At 46.1% G+C, this 16,385-nt stretch carries 17 protein-coding genes and 1 CRISPR repeat array; of the genes, 8 read left to right on the top strand and 9 right to left on the bottom strand.

What is annotated here, in order from left to right; genetic code table 11:
* Window positions 1-194 precede the first annotated feature (194 nt).
* On the top strand, window positions 195-2,123 hold the full coding sequence (locus WAA15_RS16165) for a gliding motility-associated C-terminal domain-containing protein (RefSeq protein WP_337043842.1): 1,929 nt from the start codon (window positions 195-197) through the stop codon (window positions 2,121-2,123).
* Window positions 2,124-2,440: 317 nt separating this feature from the next.
* Window positions 2,441-4,589: a CRISPR direct-repeat array (repeat unit 26 nt; unit sequence CCATTCAGAGTAGATAGAATTGAGAC).
* 229 nt (window positions 4,590-4,818) lie between these two features.
* Here WAA15_RS16165 and WAA15_RS16155 read toward each other — a convergent pair.
* Window positions 4,819-5,451, bottom strand: a complete 633-nt coding sequence (locus WAA15_RS16155; protein ID WP_337043840.1) for an NAD(P)-dependent oxidoreductase — start codon at window positions 5,449-5,451, stop codon at window positions 4,819-4,821.
* Window positions 5,452-5,558: 107 nt separating this feature from the next.
* Between WAA15_RS16155 and WAA15_RS16150 the strand changes: the two genes are divergently transcribed.
* From WAA15_RS16150 to WAA15_RS16135, 4 genes are all read left to right on the top strand, one after another.
* Window positions 5,559-5,897 carry a winged helix-turn-helix transcriptional regulator gene (locus tag WAA15_RS16150; protein ID WP_337043839.1) on the top strand — a complete coding sequence of 113 codons (339 nt, stop codon included), beginning with the start codon at window positions 5,559-5,561 and terminating at the stop codon, window positions 5,895-5,897.
* Window positions 5,898-6,042: 145 nt separating this feature from the next.
* Window positions 6,043-6,381, top strand: coding sequence for an ArsR/SmtB family transcription factor (locus WAA15_RS16145; protein ID WP_337043838.1), 339 nt, complete (start codon window positions 6,043-6,045; stop codon window positions 6,379-6,381).
* A 73-nt stretch (window positions 6,382-6,454) separates the two neighbouring features.
* Window positions 6,455-7,309, top strand: coding sequence for an arsenite methyltransferase (locus WAA15_RS16140; RefSeq protein ID WP_337043837.1), 855 nt, complete (start codon window positions 6,455-6,457; stop codon window positions 7,307-7,309).
* Window positions 7,310-7,314: 5 nt separating this feature from the next.
* Window positions 7,315-7,731 (top strand): arsenate reductase ArsC, encoded by a 417-nt coding sequence (locus WAA15_RS16135; protein WP_337043836.1) that lies wholly within the window; start codon window positions 7,315-7,317, stop codon window positions 7,729-7,731.
* A 209-nt stretch (window positions 7,732-7,940) separates the two neighbouring features.
* Here WAA15_RS16135 and WAA15_RS16130 read toward each other — a convergent pair whose 3' ends face one another.
* Together WAA15_RS16130 and WAA15_RS16125 are read right to left on the bottom strand one after the other, a co-directional pair.
* Window positions 7,941-8,141: a hypothetical protein gene (locus WAA15_RS16130; RefSeq protein WP_337043835.1), complete on the bottom strand. Its 201-nt coding sequence runs from the start codon at window positions 8,139-8,141 to the stop codon at window positions 7,941-7,943.
* A gap of 116 nt (window positions 8,142-8,257) precedes the next feature.
* The gene (locus WAA15_RS16125) at window positions 8,258-8,836 is read right to left on the bottom strand and encodes a methyltransferase family protein (protein WP_337043834.1); all 579 of its coding nucleotides are present in this window, start codon (window positions 8,834-8,836) and stop codon (window positions 8,258-8,260) included.
* Window positions 8,837-8,992: 156 nt separating this feature from the next.
* Between WAA15_RS16125 and WAA15_RS16120 the strand changes: the two genes are divergently transcribed.
* Window positions 8,993-9,160 (top strand): hypothetical protein, encoded by a 168-nt coding sequence (locus WAA15_RS16120; protein WP_337043833.1) that lies wholly within the window; start codon window positions 8,993-8,995, stop codon window positions 9,158-9,160.
* On the opposite strand, the gene WAA15_RS16115 is transcribed toward WAA15_RS16120, so the two are convergent.
* The 4 genes from WAA15_RS16115 to WAA15_RS16100 all read right to left on the bottom strand — a co-directional run bounded on the left by WAA15_RS16115 (window position 9,147) and on the right by WAA15_RS16100 (window position 11,848).
* Entirely contained in the window at window positions 9,147-9,746 is a 600-nt protein-coding gene (locus tag WAA15_RS16115) for a hypothetical protein (RefSeq protein WP_337043832.1), read from the bottom strand. The genes WAA15_RS16120 and WAA15_RS16115 overlap by 14 nt on opposite strands.
* A gap of 369 nt (window positions 9,747-10,115) precedes the next feature.
* Complete coding sequence (locus tag WAA15_RS16110) at window positions 10,116-10,511, bottom strand: VOC family protein (RefSeq protein WP_337043831.1); 396 nt, start codon at window positions 10,509-10,511, stop codon at window positions 10,116-10,118.
* A gap of 50 nt (window positions 10,512-10,561) precedes the next feature.
* Entirely contained in the window at window positions 10,562-11,206 is a 645-nt protein-coding gene (locus WAA15_RS16105; protein ID WP_337043830.1) for a hypothetical protein, read from the bottom strand.
* 96 nt (window positions 11,207-11,302) lie between these two features.
* Window positions 11,303-11,848, bottom strand: a complete 546-nt coding sequence (locus WAA15_RS16100) for a Crp/Fnr family transcriptional regulator (RefSeq protein ID WP_337043829.1) — start codon at window positions 11,846-11,848, stop codon at window positions 11,303-11,305.
* Window positions 11,849-11,965: 117 nt separating this feature from the next.
* Between WAA15_RS16100 and WAA15_RS16095 the strand changes: the two genes are divergently transcribed.
* Window positions 11,966-12,109 (top strand): hypothetical protein, encoded by a 144-nt coding sequence (locus WAA15_RS16095; RefSeq protein ID WP_337043828.1) that lies wholly within the window; start codon window positions 11,966-11,968, stop codon window positions 12,107-12,109.
* Between the two features lie 192 nt (window positions 12,110-12,301).
* Here the strand turns inward: WAA15_RS16095 and WAA15_RS16090 are convergent, their stop codons facing one another.
* Window positions 12,302-14,704 carry a hypothetical protein gene (locus WAA15_RS16090; protein ID WP_337043827.1) on the bottom strand — a complete coding sequence of 801 codons (2,403 nt, stop codon included), beginning with the start codon at window positions 14,702-14,704 and terminating at the stop codon, window positions 12,302-12,304.
* 186 nt (window positions 14,705-14,890) lie between these two features.
* Between WAA15_RS16090 and WAA15_RS16085 the strand changes: the two genes are divergently transcribed.
* On the top strand, window positions 14,891-15,418 hold the full coding sequence (locus tag WAA15_RS16085) for a hypothetical protein (RefSeq protein WP_337043826.1): 528 nt from the start codon (window positions 14,891-14,893) through the stop codon (window positions 15,416-15,418).
* 113 nt (window positions 15,419-15,531) lie between these two features.
* Here the strand turns inward: WAA15_RS16085 and WAA15_RS16080 are convergent, their stop codons facing one another.
* The gene (locus WAA15_RS16080) at window positions 15,532-16,335 is read right to left on the bottom strand and encodes a type II CAAX endopeptidase family protein (protein WP_337043825.1); all 804 of its coding nucleotides are present in this window, start codon (window positions 16,333-16,335) and stop codon (window positions 15,532-15,534) included.
* Window positions 16,336-16,385 lie beyond the last annotated feature (50 nt).

The raw sequence follows: 16,385 nt of genomic DNA, 5'->3' as shown, positions 1-16,385 counted from the left end.
CCAAATAATACGCACCTTGCGTGCCAGCAAGCATATTTTATGGCTAATAGACTAACTTATGGGCAACAAAATGAGATAAAGTAGCAGAAAACAATATTTTTTTCATAAATTTTGTCACCTGAAAGCATCCCTGAGAATATATACATTCCAGAGGCCTGCCCTAATGGCCCCTGCCCGACTAAACCCATTTTGCTATGCTTAAAAAGCTATATCCTTTACTATTGTTTTTATCGGTGGGGTGTCTGGCACAAAACCAGATGTACATTCATACCTACGATAATTACACCCTGTATACCATTGACGTAGACAACTGTAAACTGACGGTGGTAGGCGATATGCCCGATATTATGTACGACATCGCCATTTCGCCTGCCGGCCAGTTATATGGTTTTTCGAGCAAGAGTGAGCTTTACCGCCTCGACAAAAACACCGGAAACGGCGTAATAATAGCGGGGCGTACCGATAACTTTGTGATGAACGCACTCGTTTACGGCCCCGACGACTGGCTCTATGCGGCCGATTTATCGGGCGGTATTTTCCGTATTAATCCGGTTAATGGGCAATATAATTTTCTGGGCTATTGCGGTTTCCAGTCGGGCGGCGACCTCACCTTTTACGAAAACAAACTGTATCTCTCCGACCGCTCCAGCAACCTTATCGAAATCAACCTCAACGACGTAGGGCGGTCAAAATACATTGGCCGCATGAATTACCCCGATGTTTTCGGGATTATCACCGTGGGCGAAATTGATTGTAAAGGGGCCAAATCGAAGGTATATGCCACTGCCGACAACGCCATTCTGGAGCTTGACATCAAAACGGCACAGGTAAAAAAAATATGTTCGCTGCCCATTAACCACATTGGCGGGGCGGCGTCGCTCAGCGAGTCGTCAAAGGTGGTGCGGCGCAACGCCGGAACCGATACCGCCATTGACCTCTGCCAAAGCGATACCGACAAAAACCTGAGCCAGTATCTGCTCGGCGAAAAGGGCGGCGAGTGGTACGAAGTCAATAATCAGGCTTTCGTAGCCAGTACCGAAACCCTCAGGCCGCAGCAACGCAAGGCAGGCCAGTATGTGTTTGCCTATACCATTGGCGAAGGGCTTTGCCGCGACACCGCCACCGTCCGTGTGCAGATACTCCCCCTGCCCGTAACCAAGCAAATCAATATTACCAACGCCAGTTGCCAAGCCAACAACGGCAAAATCGAAATCATTACGCCGGAGGTATCGCCGGAGTTTGTCCTGAACGGCATCACCCGCCAGCCCTCCAACACTTTTTCGGGGCTTAAAAGCGGCACTTATACCGTGTCGGTTATCAACAACAAGGGGTGCCGGGCCGATACCAGCGTTACGGTTCCGTCGGCTCAGGCTCCACCCATCGACAAAATCAATATCCAGCTCGCCAACTGCCAGAACACCAACGGCCAGCTAAGCATCATTAGCCCCGTGCCGGGCCTGACATACAGCATCGACACCAAGAGTTTCCAGCGGAACAATGTTTTTTCGGGGCTGCCAGCAGGCACCTACACCGTGCAAGTGCGCGATGCCAACCTTTGCATCAGCAGCCAGACTGTAACCCTCGGCAAAAGCGATACCCCCGTTGTGGCGGGCATACAAGTAACCAACGCCCGTTGCAACAATCCGGACGGCGCGTTCCGGTTCAGTGTTTCGGGCGGAGTGTTGCCATACAGTTATTCGCTCGATAAACTCAATTTCTCGACCCAGAGCGAGTTCGGGAATCTGGCTGAAGGCAAGTATCAGGTAACGGTTAAAGATGCCTCCGGCTGTGTGGTAACGTTTGGGGTAGATGTGCTGTCGTCTTGTGGGAACGACCTCTACATCCCCGATGCCTTTAGCCCCAATGCCGACGGCATCAACGACAACCTACGGGTGTTTTCGTCGGCCACCGATTTCGTCATTCAGCACCTTACCATCTACGACCGCTGGGGGAACATCGTCCATAGTGTGCATCAACTACCCGCCAACTCACAGACCATTCTGTGGGACGGCCGCCATAAGCAAGAGTTCGTCATGAGTGGGGTGTATCCGTACGTGCTGGCTGTCGAGTTCAAGAGTGGCGAGCGCAAGCAATACAGCAGCACCATACAGGTAGTTCGCTGAGGCATTCGGGCAGCAAACACCACTACCGATACTAAATATACGCAACAACCCACCAGCGTAAACCTACCCACCCGACAATGTTTTAAAATTTATTGGCATATTGCTCAAATTTACTAGCCAAACCCGTATATTTGTTTAACGGAGCCACAATTCGCAAACCTTGTTCCTTGACATCCTGAAACCCCGCCGGTACGTATATACCCCAAAAAAGCACGTTTTGAGGGCAAATGCATAAAATGCCCTATTTCGTTAACAAACAAAACAGTGTTAATTAATTTATTATCAATACATTACACAAACAACAGGGTCAGAAACCCCCATTCAGAGTAGATAGAATTGAGACAATAGAGTAATAATACGAAGTAGAAATTTATCAGTCAGAAACCCCCATTCAGAGTAGATAGAATTGAGACAGTGATATGCCAGCTCGAGGTTTTCCCTTTCAGCGTCAGAAACCCCCATTCAGCGTAGATAGAATTGAGACAACTGACGTAAGTCTTCAGGACCAAATATAAAGTCAGAAACCCCTATTCAGAGTAGATAGAATTGAGACTTATCAGGGGAGATTTTGAGTTCTGCCTTTTCGTTAGAAAAACCATTCAGCGTAGATAGAATTGAGACAGTGATGTATGACGGAGAACAAATTCATCAATGGAAGTCAGAAACCTCCATTCAGTGTAGATAGAATTGAGACATTCGCCAGATTCAGTTTGTTGAGTCGGGTTTTAGTCAGAAACCCCCATTCAGCGTAGATAGAATTGAGACATCGTCACTGTCTTTAAATCCTTAGCTGCAAGATAAGTCAGAAACCCCCATTCAGCGTAGATAGAATTGAGACGTCTCTACTTTTTGTTGTATTCGGGGAAGGAGTTGTCAGAAACCCCCATTCAGAGTAGATAGAATTGAGACTGCAATCTTTTTTAGATTCTCATCAACTACTCTCTGTCAGAAACCCCCATTCAGCGTAGATAGAATTGAGACGGTAAAAGATTTTCATTCTGTAGATGCTTTTTGAGTCAGAAACCCACATTCAGAGTAGATAGAATTGAGACAAGTAATCAAGAGATTCGTAGATAACAGGACGAAGTCAAAAACACCCATTCAGAGTAGATAGAATTGAGACACCACAGCATCAATATCGTCAATCGTCACACTAGTGTCAGAAACCCCCATTCAGAGTAGATAGAATTGAGACACATCACGGTCATCACGCTTGACGATTCCTGTGTTGTCAGAAACCCCCATTCAGCGTAGATAGAATTGAGACAGCTCTATGTTAAAACTAAAGAACACATCCTTACGGTCAGAAACCCCCATTCAGCGCAGATAGAATTGAGATGTATCAACATGGTTTTTTACCACAAAGACTGGACTGTCAGAAACCCTCATTCAGCGTAGATAGAATTGAGACTGCATCCAAGTCGGAGTAAGAATAGTGTATCCATGTCAGAAACCCCCATTCAGAGTAGATAGAATTGAGACTCATCACCTGCATAGGTTGGTCCTGATACTGCTCTGTCAAAAAAACCATTCAGCGTAGATAGAATTGAGACAGAGCATCTGTTGTACAATAGATTACATCAGCATTAGTCAGCTCCCCCCATTCAACGTAGATAGAATTGAGACTGAAAACATTCTACAAGCAAAAATAAGTTGAAAAGTCAGCCCCATTTAGAGTAGATAGAATTAAGACTCTTAATTTTTTAACGGATCCAGCTTTCAACAAGTCAGAAACCCCCATTCAGAGTAGATAGAATTGAGACTTATCAGGGTAGATTTTGAGTTCTGCCTTTTCGTTAGAAAAACCATTCAGAGTAGATAGAATTGAGACATTGCTTACACCTTCATCATTACACCATTTAACAATCAAAACCCCCATTCAGAGTAGATAGAATTGAGACGCTCTGCTTTGCATGTCAAAGTAATTCTTAACAAGTCAGAAACCCCATTCAGAGTAGGTAGAATTGAGACAACTGACGTAAGTCTTCAGGACCAAATATAAAGTCAGAAACCCCTATTCAGAGTAGATAGAATTGAGACATAAACTCTTTATCAATTGGTATATGCAGAGATAAGTCAGAAACACCCATTCAGCGTAGATAGAATTGAGACTTCAATAATATTTCTGTAGTGTTCATCAAAATGTGTCAGAAACCCCATTCAGCGTAGATAGAATTGAGACATCCTATTGTCATAATTTTAAAAAGAGGTTTCATGTCAGAAACACCCATTCAGAGTAGATAGAATTGAGACATCGGAGCAAACTCGTCGCCTGCACAGTCAATCCGTCAGAAACCCCCATTCAGCGTAGATAGAATTGAGACTTTAATACCTCGAAAGACGGATCACCCTCCATAATGTCCGAAACCCCCATTCAGCATAGATAGAATTGAGACAAGTTGTACAAAGTTTTGCAACCAGCGTCACTAGTCAGAAACCCCCATTCAGAGTAGATAGAATTGAGACATTGCCATGTCTCGACAAATCAACCGTCAAAGCGGTTATTTTACCACCCCCAACATCATGAAACATCGTGTACGATGGCGTGCATCGGGGCTATCAAACAAGGCGTACAGGGTTTCAGGCATTTTGAAACAACCGTCCGTCGTGGCTGTGTAAAACAAAAAAGCCGTCAGGTTACCCCAACGGCAAAAGCAAAAGTTAAAATATACAGGGTTTGGCTTAAAACTGATAATTATTGGCTCGATAAAGCCGGATACCTTCCCAGTTCGGTAGGCGTTTCGGCCTGCCTCACCAGAAAATCGGCCACATCGGCGCGGCTGATACTTCCAATATTAACCCCCTTAAACAAACGGTTCTCGACCCGATAAGCCTCCGTTAAAGACCCGTCCGTCAGGCGGCCCGGTCGCACCATTACCCATTTCATGCCCGACTGCGCTATTATCTCCTCCATACGGGTTTTATCGGCATAAACCTCTTTCAGCAATAGCCAGAAAAGCAGGCGCATCAAGGCAGCATTATATTGCCCGCTGTTACCCGCCCCAAAACCCGTTAGCACAATTACCGGAATACTGATAGGGGTTTGCTCGTGCAGCCTCACAAGCAACCGCGCAAAGTCAGAATAAACGGTAGTTGGTTTCCGGCTCTGCCCCGTGCCGAGGGTCACAATCAGGGCATCGGCCTGTGCAAGCAACTGTGGCAGTTTATCGGGCTGCGTGGCATCGCCCGTTAGCCGCACGAGCGCGTCCGTATCAGGAACAGGCACTGCCGAGCGCGACAACGTAGTTACCCGATGCCCGCGTTCAAGCGCACGCCTGACCGTTTCCAGACCCACCCCTGCCGAAGCACCAATAATGCTGATATTCATCGATAATACTGAAAATGTTTTGGGCAAAGGTATAAAGCCAGCAAGCAAATTGTAGTAAATTGGCGCAAAAAACCACTATCCTTTAGGATACCACACCAAACCCTGACATGAAAAACAAAAAGAAACAAGTACAACTACGCGACGTACAGGATGTAATCGATATCATAGGCGGACGCTGGCGCGGGGCTATTCTGGCGAGCCTGTGCGACAAACCCAAACGATTTAACGAACTCAAACGTGATATTGGCGATATTACGCCCCGTATCCTGACCAAAGAACTCAAATACCTCGAAATGAACAAACTCATCAGCCGCAAGGCCGACACCACAAGCGTGCTTTATAGCCTCACCGAACACGGCTATTCGCTCGACCCGCTCATCGGGGCCATTGTGCAATGGGGGCAAAAGCACCGCGAGGTAATTCTGGCCGAACCCTCTCTGGCCTGACAAACCCACCGCCACATACAGCCAGCGGGTAGCTTTTTACCCCGCCCACCAGCCGTTTTTCAGGATTTTTCAAAAAAATATTTGCCAGAGTATTGACAAATCAAAACTATGTCGTATATTTACGACATAAATCATTCGCTCATTTATGACATACGCAAAAACAGAGCTTTTTCAGGCAGACCAACAGGAAATAGCAAAAATAGCCAAGGGGCTTTCGCATCCGGCGCGCATTGCTATTATTCAGTTTCTGGCTAAAAAACAGGTTTGTATTTCGGGCGATATTTCTAACGAATTACCCCTGAGCCGCACCACGGTGTCGCAGCACCTTAACGAGTTAAAAGAGCTAGGCATTATTCAGGGCGAAGTAAGCGGCCTGAACGTTTGCTATTGCCTCGATTTAAAAGTGCTGGCACATATTAAAAACCTGTTCGGAACTTTTTTTGACCAAACCACCCAAACAGCCGCAGCAGGTGGGTGTTGTTAAAATTTTTTGCCCAACAATGTCGTATGTTTACGTTATACGAAATACTTTTTTCATTACATAAAACTTTAGAATCATGACAGCAACCGAAAACGAACTGAAAGCCCTCGTAAGGCAGAAATACAGCGAAATAGCCTTACAAGATAAAGACACCAACGCCGCCTCGTGCTGTGGCGCCGGTGGTTGTTCGACCGAAATTTATAACATCATGACCGACGACTACAACGAATTGGCGGGCTACACCACCGATGCCGACTTGGGGCTTGGCTGTGGGCTACCAACCAAATTTGCCAGCATCCAAACTGGCGATACCGTTGTTGATTTAGGCTCAGGAGCCGGAAACGACTGTTTTGTGGCCAGAGCCGAAACCGGCGAAACCGGCAAAGTTTTTGGCATTGATTTTACACAGGCCATGATTGAAAAAGCACAAGCCAATGCACAAAAACTGGGTTTCAGCAATGTGGAGTTCAGGCTTGGCGACATCGAGGATATCCCGCTCAAAGATAACCTTGCCAACGTAGTAGTAAGCAACTGCGTGCTTAACCTTGTGCCTAACAAAAAAGGCGTTTTTACCGAAATACACCGCATACTAAAGCCCGGTGGGCATTTCAGTATTTCTGACATTGTGCTGGAAGGCGAACTACCCGAAAAAATAAAAGAAGTAGCCGAAATGTATGCCGGATGCGTAGCCGGAGCCATCCAGAAAAAAGAATATTTATCGTTAATTCATGAAACGGGGTTTCAGCGTGTTACTTTGCAGAAAGAAAAACCAATTATTATTCCTGACGACATACTGGCCAATTACTTAAACGCCGAAGAAATAGAAGCATTCAGAAACAGAGCCGGAGGCATTTTCAGTATCACGGTTTATGCCGAAAAAGCAAATTTATCAAAATCAAATTGTTGCCCGCCTGATTCGGGCTGTTGTTAAGCACCATGAAAAACATATTGGTTTTATGCACTGGCAATTCGTGCCGCAGCCAGATTGCCGAAGGCTATTTAAAATACTATGCCGGCAATAAGGCAAACGTTTATAGCGCAGGGGTAGAAACACACGGCGTAAACCCCCGCGCCATTGCAACCATGCAAGAAGACAACATCGATATTTCGGGCCATACCTCGAACCACGTTGACGAGTACCTGAACATTGATTTTGATTTTGTGATAACCGTCTGCGACCACGCCCGCGAGCGTTGTCCGGTTTTACCAACACAGGCCCGCAAATTTCATTACAATTTTCCTGACCCTGCCAAATTTAAAGGCGAAACAGAAGAAGCAACCATGGCGGAGTTCAGGCGCGTAAGGCAGCTTATTAAAGACTATTGCAAGGCATTTGTGGCCGAAAACCTGTAAGCCTCCAGCAATAAAATAAACAGCCTTTGGCCGATACAAACCAAAGGCTGTTTCTGCCGTGTGCCTCGGCGCACGGCAGGTTAGTTTTTTCATATATTGCAGGCCCTTTCATGTAGCTGCGCCATAGACGCTCTAATAGCCCATAGCCCATAGCCTCTTGGCCGAGTATCTACCCAAAAACGGTAGTTAATATACGCACACGGTCATGATTATCTGGACGAAGCTCCCCCCCGCAGTTTTATCAACTGCGCAAAGCCTATGAGCAGGAACGCCATAAATACCGGATAAACCGATAAAAAACCCGCCGTTGCCGATAGTTTCAATACCAACGCGAAAACAATATGTAACACAGCCGTTAGGAGCATCCCGATGGTGCCGATAACAAAAAATGGATTGAGTTTTTTCATCATAAATACCAATTAAGGTTTAGCTATACACAAAACTAGCCACGGGTTTTGGCTCCCTCAAACAAATTAGGATAAACGGCAAACCGCCCGTGTTAACGCTATTCATAGTAGCGTGGGTATTACCACACAAACGGAATCAGGGCTTTGGTTTGTTGCCTGTAAGCCTCATACTGCTCTCCGAAAAGCTCGGCCATTACCTGCTCTTCTTTGCGGAGTTTCAACCAGAAAGCCACCACCATAATTACCACCGCCAGAATACCGCGATAATCGCCTACCAGAAGGGCGGTTCCGGTAAAAAGCAACAGCAAGCCCGTGTAAATCGGATGCCTCACCCATTTATATGGCCCTGAGCGAATTAGTTCGTGGTCTTGTTTTTTCTGTACCGACAAGCTCCAGTTACGGCCCAGCAGGTAGCGCGCCCAACAAGCCGTAATCAGCCCCAACAAGGCCAACAGAAAGGCAACAATGCTCACAAAGTCGGTATGTGGTACAAAGCTCTCGCGGAGCCACGTATGCCCGAACCACTCGCCGGGCCCAAGCAGGTACATCGATACAAAAATAGGCAACCAGTAATACAACAGGCGTTTCCAGCCTGCCTCTTGCTGAGCCGTTGCTTTACTATCAAGGCTCGACACAGCCCAATAAAGCATCAGTATGCCCCACAATACGTTTATCCCGATTTTAATATACTCTCTCATAATTCCAGTAATTTTACAGAAATCTCCTCAATAAAGCTACCCAACTCCGTTGCGGCAATTCCATTGGGGCAACTCCGTTGCGGCAACTCCATTGCGGCAATACATTTGTTATGAGTAAAGTTAATTAAAATCAGCATTGCCCAATACCCAAACCGGATGAAAGGCGCAAACCAAAGACAAACCCCTGCTGAGGGCGTGCCTGACGGAACGCGCCCTATGGCTGCCGAACCTTTGGCTTTCAGTTCGGTAAAACATCGGTCGGGTGGTTTACTTCAAAAAACAGCCTTGTACAAGGTTCAGCCCGCAGCTTTTATCTTGGAGTAATTGGCCTTGCAAAGGCGTTGGAAACCCTCAACCTTACAACCCAGATTTTAGATTTGTTCGGATTAACCTCTATTGACTTTAAAACTCCGCCACACCTAATAGTTTTACCTATCAGTTCGTTGGGGTCTATGTTGCCAGCGTAATCAAAATATTCAAAGCAAAATATACTTGTCTTATTCGTATTTGCCGAAATCGTCATTCCTTGTAACTTACCGTCTTCATTTTTACTTAATTGTAAAGAATTAAACGCCTCTCCCTCACGTTCCACACAAGGGTGGGCCGGCATTACAATATATTGCCCTTTATAGTTCGTTACAACTTTCTCAAATTCGTCGAAGGTCATCTGGTCGAGCGTTACCATAGCAGCCGCAGAAAAAATATTCATATAAGTTACCATTCCGCGTATGTCGGAGTTATCGTTTGTGGTTGTACTTAAAAGTTTGCTCGTTTTTTCATACGCAGACTTGAAATCTTCCTGCTGTAAAAAGGGAATTATTTCTCTGAAGTTTTCGTAAGTTATTGTTTGCCCAAACGAAGATGTCGCAAAAATTAGCGATGCCAGAAAGCTCAGCATTAGTTTTGTCATTGATATATAAATTTACAGGTTTAGCCACTTCAAAAAACAGCTTTCTGACAAGCATACTCGCGCTTTTACACAACTTACACAAGCAAACGAAATTAATTGATGTTCCTACTAGCAGCGTTTAGCACAGCACCACAGAACAGGAGCATACGCAGATAACAGATAACTCAGGGTATTTTTACAACATGAAACTTGAATAGGTACTGCGCCAGATTGTAACACCTCAGCCATTCATTAATAGTGCGTTTACTTCTCTTAAACGCTTGCTTTCTGCAATAATTTTGTAGTGCTAAACTTATTTTTATATACGTTAGCTTTATCAGGTTTACCTCATGAAACAACCTGATAAAAGCCATCAGACAGAAGCAAGGCTTAGGGCTGGCGTTCGCCCAGGCAGTAGCACAGCCCGTCGGGGGCCACTACGAAAAACACTTTCCAGCGGGTTTGGCCGTGTTGTTGCATGGTGTAGTTGGGCTGCTCGTTAGCCAAGCCATTGGCTTTTAGTTCGGCAAAGGCATCGGCCACGTTGCTTACCTCAAAAAAACAACCGTCCTGTGTGGGGTCGCCGCCATTTTCGGCCAGCCCGATACGGATGTCGTCTCGGCTCAGCACCGCCGATTTATGCGGCGAATCCTGCTGTGCTGTTAGCTTAAACCCCATTACGTTTTCATAAAACGGCAAAGCCATTGCTAAATCGTTCACGGGCAAGCGCATGGTATCCTGCTGATAAGGCCACGCGTTTTTGTAAATCACCTGAGTTGTTACCATAGCTGTTTATTAGTTAGGTTCTTTGTAAAGTTAATAATAAAAAAAGTAATCTATCTGTTTTTGGTGTTTTGGCTGCGCCACATCAATACTCCTGCCAACACCAGCCAGCTTACCAACCCTAAAACGAATATCGTAAAGCCCGACACACTGATAAAATTAAAGCCCGTAACAACCCCCACCATACCAACAGCAATAATGCCTCCACCATAATAGCCCAGCCATTGCGGCAAACGCCTTGTAACTAAAATCATAACCGACCACCCACCTACTGCAAAAGCACAGGCCGCAATAAAAATATAATCGAGCGCAGCATTGAGGTATCGGCCATAATTCAGGCTGGCATTAACAATATCTTTGCTCACATCTGCATTAAAATACCGCTCTACATAATACGGAAACACCAGCCCGTTAATAGTGCCTGCCAGCATGGCGGCAATAAGGCCAGCACAAAAAACAAAAAAGGGTAACAGGGCTATGCGGCTAGGTGTTTGCAACAGTACCGACAAACCCCACGCTCCAAAACCCATAATGGGCAAGCAGAAAATGGCCAGCGAATGCGAAAAAACAATTATTGGCTGAATATTAATTATGTGCTGCATACTACCTCCTACCGGATGAAGCACCATTGCGAGTGTACCCAGCGCCGAGCCTAAGCAAAGCATCAGTCCGGCTGACTGTCTGAACCGTTTATCCATACGAATAAATATTAAGAATTAAACTATGATAATTTTCACAAAGTTGCAGCATGGGGCGCAAACAAGCACTTGATTGAAATCAAGAAATAGGGAGTATCAGTACATACTTCTGACGCGGCTTAGGGTTTCGGGCGTTATTTTGAGATAAGAGGCTATCATTTTGAGTGGAAACTGCTGCAAAAGTTGTGGTCTGGTTTCGAGCAAGTGGGTGTATTTTTGTAAGGGCGTAAGGGCATTATCGAAATAATGGTTACGGGCAATGGCTTGCTCGAGCAGCTTGCCCAACTGAAAAAACACAGGCGAGGTTTCGATGAGATAATGCACCGTGTAGATGCTCATTTCGAGCAGTTCGCCGTCGGAATAGGCTTTTATCTCAGTGGTAGAGGGCCTCTGCCCTACAAAGCTCTGATAGTTAATTACCCAGTCGTTGGTCAGATACAAATCAATGATGTTTTCTTCGATGTCGTTCATAGAAAACTGATAAGCCACACCCGACACCAGAAAACTTGCCGACTGGCAAACCACACCTTCGGCCAGTAGAATATCGTTTTTCCTGAACGGCTTCCGAACCAGATGCTGTTCAATAAAGGCTAGCTCATCGGCCGAAAAACGGCCTATTTTTTCTAAGGCAGTATAAAGCATTCGTTCAAATCAGAAAGCCAAAGATAATCAAAAGCTGGCATTCATACACAATAAACCCTATTTGAACCGCCAGTTTAAGCAAAGAACCACTATGAAAGTACCGTAAAATAAAAAACAATGTTTGTATTTCTACTTCTTGGGTATTTTCATCAATATTGTGGTGCTCTGAAACGGCATTGCAACAACACCCGCATATCATTTGCCGACTTACGTGTTTTTGCTTCTGTTGCCACTATGGCCGCAGGCCCCGACACAGCCTAGCTTGCCTACTGGCATACTGTGCCCTGCTCAAGTCGTTCAAACAGATTTCCTGCTGCTATCAGCAGGAAATCGACTTTGGGCATTGGCCGAGGCCGAAAGTTTTTTTTCTGATGCACATCAGTACATACAATACAGGTTACCTGACAAACTTTGGTAATCAGGTAACCTGTATTGCTTATTGCTCATCTGCGCTTATACGCCTTTCTTCTGGTCGCTGGCGTTTCTTACCCCTACTTTATAGCCCTCCTTGCTGGTACATTCACCTACCTGTTGCACCACAATCAGGGTATCGGTTCCGGTAATTTTCCGGCTCAGTTTAATAATACTTCCGCTGCCGTCGCCAATTTCTTTCCCTGAGCCGTCGTATACCCGTATACGTGCGCCCGGCACGCTACTGGTTACCACCACCACATCGCTCCCCACCACCGGATGCGCAATTTTAGGCGCGGCAAGGGCATCGCAGCGGCTACCTTCGGGTGTTCGGGTGGTTGGGCCTTTGATACACAACTCCTGAAAGGCCGTCATGACATCGCCGGCACGCAGTTTACGGCCTATTTTGGTAGCAATATCAAAGTTATTGATGTACGAAATCGGCATCGTGAACTTGGCACTTCCGGCCCCCGTTACAGTTACCGTTGTTACACTCCCGTTGGTTAAGCCCGAAAGCGCAATAAGCTCTTGCCCGTCGATAATGGCAGGCGGATTAAACTGCGGAGACCCCAGCGACGCAGGCGCGGCAATAGCCGTAACAGGGGCCGAAATCGGGCTTTTATCGTTGCAGAGCGATATTTCGGCCGTAAACTTGTCGCCTACACTAAACGGGCGTTTCGAGGGCGAAAAGATTGTCCAGCCCGAACCACCCCCGATATAAGTAACAGGCGAGCCGCCATTTGAGTAAATGGTTACGTTAGCCCCCGGCACGTGCCGCACAGCTATTACGTTGGCGCATTCGTATACAAGAGAGGGGTCAATGGTAGGAGCAGGCAAGCCAGAGGGGTAGTCGGCCTTGTAGTCTTTCACGGTTACTTCGTTCGATGGCCCCGACACCACCCCGTTAAATTCCTGCGTGGCTTTTACTTTATCTCCGGCACGCAAAGCAGGCAAGCCGTTAAAATCCGTTTTGTCGGGGTCGCGGGCGGGCGATATTGTCCGCACCAGCGTGCCATTTACGTAAAGATTTACTTTGGCATTGAGTATTACACCCCTAACGGCCACCGTAGTAGCACACTGATAAATAGGGTCAAAAACAATAGGCGGAGAAATAAAGGAGGGGTCTTCCTGCGGATTAACCTTTACCACCACGCCCGGGTCGCCCGGGGCTGCTCCACAAGCATTTTTCAGGGCATTGATATGATTCATATAAAAGCTGATGCCCGACAAATCGCCCTGCGGCATGGTTCTGATAGGCATAGAACCTACGGCATTAGCCAGTACCATCGAACAATAGCCACTCAGGCGGTTAGATACCTCAGGAAAACGCCCCGCCGAACGGCTCGTGTGGCAACTGGTACACTTACGGTCCGAGTCAACAGCATCCAGCAAAACACTTGGGCCGGGGTTATGTACCCAACTGGCATCTACGAGGGGGTCATGCCACACCGGCGATTTCAGTTTATCAATAATACCCGCAAACGGTGGTTTATCGGGGTGAACTACATACGGGTTTTCACCTGCGTGGCAATCGGTACACATTCCACCCGTCGACTCCTGCAATTTAAGGTCGGTTCCGCCTACCCATTCATTAAAGCTCACCCTTACATTTCTCTTAAAGGTTTTCCCTGTCGGGTTATCAAAGAAACAAGCCTTTCCGGTATTCGTACCGAGGCATATTACCCCAAAAAGCGTAGCGTTGTCAGACACCTTGCCGTCTCTGATTGGGTATCGGGGCAAGGCAAGGCATACCCCCTTCGGCGACTCGCTCTCATACAACCACAGTTCTGCCTGCGCTCCTCGGCTGATAAACACGTTGTCGATAATCCCCTGAAATTTCCATTCGCCTGAGAACATCTCACGCGGCACAGGCACACCCGCTTCGAGGCACTCCTTGCGGTAGGCTTCACCATTATTGACCGTCGTCAGAGCGGACGAACTCACCCCCAAACCTTTGAGTTTTGTTATTACCTCCATTCTAAGCCCCTTGTTCCAGTTGCCGTCTTTATCGGGTAGCACCGGATTCTTCTGTATTTCGGTCACATATTTCCAGCGAAGCCCCTTGTTAATAATGCTCAATTGTGCAAAATTATCAGGCTTGAGGGTTTCAATGAGCCAATCCAGATACAAGGCATTTGCCAGTACTTTGTCGTCAACCAGTTGGTAAATATCCTTTTGCTTGCGCTCTACTTCGGCTTTCAGGGTAGCTTTTTTATCCTGCCCGGCCAGTTTTTGTAGCTTATCGATATAAAATTTTTGTGCGCTTTCAATAAATTGCTGCTCGGGTTTAATTTCCTGCCCGTCGGCACCAATTAAGGCCCCATGCCCTACCGACACCACTGGGTCGGTCGTAAATCCGGCTACTTCTTTGTTCGTGGTACACATCTGGCTCACGAACACGTACAACGCTAATGTCAGCATTAGCACAATAGATTTCGCTCTCATGATAAATAATAGTTAATGTGAGTATTCTTACTGAATTTCCGTAAGAAAGCGCAGGAATAAAGCATTTATTTATCTAACGGTATAGATATTTATTTAGTGGTACACCACCACAGATGAACCGCCGTATATCAGGCAGAACAATTGGCATAAATTCCTATATTTGGGTATTAAAACCAATCAATTCTTATGAGCGATTTCAGCGACCAACTGCATTTAAAAACCACACAAACTACCGATGCCCTCCAGATACTTTCCAAAGCAGGAGCCAAAGGCTATGTATTTCAGCCCACTAATGGCTGGGTAACTTTTCTGGCACAAGAACGCAATAAACTAAGTGCCTATAACGAGGGGCTGCTGCTCCATTTCTCGCGTACCAGCGATTTTCTGGGTTGGGGCTTTACGCTATACGAAGGAACCGAACTTGTTTCGGAGTATTCTATTCAGGATTATTTCGATGGGTTTATCATCAATAAAGAACAGTTAAATTTCGACAAACTGGTGTCGGTGCTAGCCCTCGACGAAGCCACCCAAGAAGCACTCAATACGCTTTTCTCGATTGATAACCCCGAAGAAGCAGAAGGGGGCGATTTCAGCTTTGCCCAATTACTGGGGCTAGAACACATCGAGTATCTGGCTTTTGAAGTAGTTGATGCCGACATCGATAATGTGCTTGAAGAATACGAAGACCTTATTTGTTACAACCCCGCCAGCTAGCCTAGAGGCTGATACCTTCTCGTAGCAAATACGGAAATGTATCAGCCCTATTCTTACCCATCTACAACAGCTAAAGCCCTTACTTGCCTTAGCCTACTGCATAAGGTTTTCTGTTATATCTTTGTTCTGGGTTGCTTCGATAAATTTTGTGGTTTGAAAATAACGATTGTCAGTATACCCCACACCGTAATAAGCATACCCATGTAATTGGTCATGTTGGCATCGGTAAAATCGGCCAGAAAAGCAATATCAATCGTTGAATGAAAAATGGCACAAATCAGTATACTTGCTTTTGAAGAATTATACAGCCACGTGAGTAAAATACTGCCCGTTAACAAGCTGAAAAACCAGCCCGCAGCTCCGGCAATACCCATGCTGGCCATTCCGGGTCGGTATAAAAATAAAGGCCAGTGCCATAAAGCCCAAAAAACGGTCAGGATAATACTGGCTGTAAGGGCGTTGAATCTGCTTTGCAGACGAGGCAAAGCAAAACCTCGCCAACCGACCTCCTCGCCAAACCCAAAGAAAACAAGGTTGTAAAGAAAGAAACCCGAAAAACCCAAAGCCGGATACTCCTTTGCCACAAACAACCCCGACAGCCTTACAAAAGTGCCGCTTGCCACATAATTAATAACAGCCGCCAACACTGCCAGCAAAAAGGGGCTACACAAGGCAATAACAACATAAATCAGGGGTTTTGCCTTAATCATCTGCTTTAATAGCTGCTTCAAGCCCGCCTTTTTATGGTAGAGCCATGCAGTAATAACCGAAGCCAGCAACGGCCCAAGCCCACCGATGCCATGATGAAACGGCAAAACAGGTAAATTATCAATACCAAAAGCATGGCCGTATAGCGGAAACCAGATTAACCAGCTAATAATATAAGCTAAAGCAAAATACGTAATCAGGGGCTTCATAGTTTGTGTTGTTTATCATGAATTGTGGGTGGTAAAATTACTTTTCTTCG

This window comes from Emticicia sp. 17c, from assembly GCF_037153985.1.
Taxonomy (GTDB): Bacteria; Bacteroidota; Bacteroidia; order Cytophagales; family Spirosomataceae; genus Emticicia.
The sequence above is the reverse complement of the archived record's forward strand: the minus strand, read 5'-3'. Positions and strand labels throughout refer to the sequence as shown.

Coding starts and splice junctions, on each gene's coding strand:
- WAA15_RS16165 (WP_337043842.1), top strand. CDS start 195: ATGCTTAAAAAGCTATATCCTTTACTATTGTTTTTATCGGTGGGGTGT.
- WAA15_RS16155 (WP_337043840.1), bottom strand. CDS start 5,451: ATGAATATCAGCATTATTGGTGCTTCGGCAGGGGTGGGTCTGGAAACG.
- WAA15_RS16150 (WP_337043839.1), top strand. CDS start 5,559: ATGAAAAACAAAAAGAAACAAGTACAACTACGCGACGTACAGGATGTA.
- WAA15_RS16145 (WP_337043838.1), top strand. CDS start 6,043: ATGACATACGCAAAAACAGAGCTTTTTCAGGCAGACCAACAGGAAATA.
- WAA15_RS16140 (WP_337043837.1), top strand. CDS start 6,455: ATGACAGCAACCGAAAACGAACTGAAAGCCCTCGTAAGGCAGAAATAC.
- WAA15_RS16135 (WP_337043836.1), top strand. CDS start 7,315: ATGAAAAACATATTGGTTTTATGCACTGGCAATTCGTGCCGCAGCCAG.
- WAA15_RS16130 (WP_337043835.1), bottom strand. CDS start 8,141: ATGATGAAAAAACTCAATCCATTTTTTGTTATCGGCACCATCGGGATG.
- WAA15_RS16125 (WP_337043834.1), bottom strand. CDS start 8,836: ATGAGAGAGTATATTAAAATCGGGATAAACGTATTGTGGGGCATACTG.
- WAA15_RS16120 (WP_337043833.1), top strand. CDS start 8,993: ATGAAAGGCGCAAACCAAAGACAAACCCCTGCTGAGGGCGTGCCTGAC.
- WAA15_RS16115 (WP_337043832.1), bottom strand. CDS start 9,746: ATGACAAAACTAATGCTGAGCTTTCTGGCATCGCTAATTTTTGCGACA.
- WAA15_RS16110 (WP_337043831.1), bottom strand. CDS start 10,511: ATGGTAACAACTCAGGTGATTTACAAAAACGCGTGGCCTTATCAGCAG.
- WAA15_RS16105 (WP_337043830.1), bottom strand. CDS start 11,206: ATGGATAAACGGTTCAGACAGTCAGCCGGACTGATGCTTTGCTTAGGC.
- WAA15_RS16100 (WP_337043829.1), bottom strand. CDS start 11,848: ATGCTTTATACTGCCTTAGAAAAAATAGGCCGTTTTTCGGCCGATGAG.
- WAA15_RS16095 (WP_337043828.1), top strand. CDS start 11,966: ATGTTTGTATTTCTACTTCTTGGGTATTTTCATCAATATTGTGGTGCT.
- WAA15_RS16090 (WP_337043827.1), bottom strand. CDS start 14,704: ATGAGAGCGAAATCTATTGTGCTAATGCTGACATTAGCGTTGTACGTG.
- WAA15_RS16085 (WP_337043826.1), top strand. CDS start 14,891: ATGAGCGATTTCAGCGACCAACTGCATTTAAAAACCACACAAACTACC.
- WAA15_RS16080 (WP_337043825.1), bottom strand. CDS start 16,335: ATGAAGCCCCTGATTACGTATTTTGCTTTAGCTTATATTATTAGCTGG.